Genomic DNA, 2,242 nt, shown 5'->3' on the forward strand with positions numbered 1-2,242 from the left:
CAGTTATGACAGCACCGTTTTCAAGACCGGCAAGCCGCCGAAGGACTGGACACCGCTGACCTGCGGCGCCAGTCTTGTGTTCGGCGCAGCCGGCACGCTGCCATCGCATGGGTCCGCCATGCAGGCGGCGACACGCGTGGAGACGCCGGTGGATCGAGAGGCGGTTGTGAACGTCCAGCACGAAACCAAGTCGGGATTCGATATCACGGTCTGGGTCAACGATGTGAGCGTGTTCAAGCAGGGCAGAAACAACACCAAAGAGACCAAGCCCTTCACCCTTCGCAAGTCTGGAAACACGCTGATGGTAGAGTGCCGCTCTGCGGAGAACGCAGCCGTCAAGCCCGGGACGCTTAATTTGCAATTCAGCGGCGCCAAAGACGGCACGCCGATTGACGATCTGCTGTTCGACAGCGAAAATATCCCTGCTGGCCTCTGAACACAAGAAGCGGATACGATCGTGTTTGTTGGAGTGGTCTCCAAAGGAGTGTGCGTGCCGGGTAAGTCGGACATCGTAATCGTGGCGATCAACGCGCGGTACAGCCATTGCGCGTTCGGCGCGCGGACCCTGATGGCCAATCTCGGGCCGATGCAGAAGCGCGCCGAGATCATCGAGGCTGACGCCGACGTGCAGCCGTTCCAGCTTGCCGCCGCCGTGGCAGCGCGACGCCCGCAGATCGCCGGCTTTTCGGTCTATCTGTGGAATGCGGCGCGCGTCCGGGAAACGGCGCTGATCGTGCGGCGCGTGTCGCCACGCACGCAGATCGTGCTGGGCGGCCCCGAGATCGTGCCCGGTGATCACGCTCGCTGGGACGGCGTGGCCGATGCGCGGGTTACGGGCGAGGGAGAATCCGCCTTTCGCGCCTTGTGCGCCGAAGTGTTGAGTGGCGGGACGCTCTGCGGGACCGACGGCGCTGCGCGCACGGTCTGCGGCGCACCTGAGGAGCCACAGGGCGTGGCACTCCCCTACTCGCTGTACACCGCTGATGATCTGGCACGGCGAACCGTCTATGTCGAAAGTTCACGCGGCTGCCCCTGCGGTTGCGTATACTGCACCTCCGGTCGCACGCCGTTCAGATCTTTCGATCCCGCGCGCCTGGCGGAGGCGTTCGACAGCCTGATCGTGCGCGGCGCGCGCGCGTTCCGCTTTCTCGACCGGAGCTTCAATGCCGATGAGAATCATGCCTGCGCCATGCTCGATCTGTTTCTCGCCCGCCATCCGGGACGGTATCCGATTCATCTGGAAATCCTGCCGCGGCGCTTCGGCGACCGGTTGCGTCAAACCCTTGCCGCCTTTCCTCCCGGAACCCTCCATCTCGAGGTCGGCGTGCAGACGCTCAATCCCGCTGTTGCGCACCGAATCGGCCGCAGCCCGGATATCGAGCGTGTGATTGACGCGCTGGCCTTTCTCATTCGCGAGGCCCGCGCGACCGTCCACGCCGACCTGATATTCGGCCTTCCCGGCGAGGATGAGGCCTCATTCGCGGCGGGTTTCGATCGTCTCGTGCGTGAGCTCGACCCGCCCGAACTCCAGGTGAACCTGCTCAAAGGGCTTCCGGGAACGCCCCTCGCGGCACCCGGCTTTGCGCCCGAACTGGTGTTCAGTCCCAATCCCCCCTACGAGTTGCTCTGCAGCGACGTGCTGGATTTCAACACCGTCGTTCGCATGCAGGATTTCGCGCGGTGCTGGGATCTGGTCCACAACCGAGGACGATTCCCGGATGCCGTCCGCGCCATCCGGGCGCGCGACACGACCTCGCCGTACGCCTGTTATCGGGCGCTTTCCGAGCGCATTCTCGCCGCAGAGGGTCGCCTCTACGCGCTTGGCGCGCGCAAAATTGGAGAGCATCTCGATGCTTTTCTTCACGAACGCACACGCTGAATGACCCCACAACGGGGTGCGCAATATTGTACGTGCTTTTACCGTACGCGATGGTCTATACTATTCGCCCAATTCGTGCACGCTTGTGCATGAGTACTGGAACCGCGAAACCCCTGAGGAAGTCCGCCATGTCCAATCTGAATGAGTCCTTTGCCGTCGGCAAGCTTCTTTCACTCTGCGCCCTCGCCTGTTCGCTCCTGCTGGGAGCTGTCTCCGGAGTCTGTGCGGATGATCCTGCGGCCGCGCGGTTCCGGGGCCCGCCGACCTACGACTTCGGCGTGACCAACGTCACGTGGGAGGCCGCGACACCGGAGTACAGCTTCGTCACCTTCGACCTGTCCTGGTCCTATTCCTGGCGGCTGA

Annotated in this window: 2 protein-coding genes; both read left to right on the forward strand. The window is 63.3% G+C overall.

Annotated elements, in window-relative coordinates; translation table 11 throughout:
• Window positions 1-490: 490 nt before the first annotated feature.
• The gene (locus FJ222_12690; protein MBM4165278.1) at window positions 491-1,879 is read left to right on the forward strand and encodes a DUF4080 domain-containing protein; all 1,389 of its coding nucleotides are present in this window, start codon (window positions 491-493) and stop codon (window positions 1,877-1,879) included.
• Between the two features lie 128 nt (window positions 1,880-2,007).
• Window positions 2,008-2,242, forward strand: a 235-nt coding sequence (locus FJ222_12695; GenBank protein ID MBM4165279.1) for a hypothetical protein, incomplete at its 3' end; no start/stop codon positions are given.

The organism is Lentisphaerota bacterium, from assembly GCA_016873675.1.
Lineage (GTDB): Bacteria > Verrucomicrobiota > Kiritimatiellia > RFP12 > JAAYNR01 > VGWG01.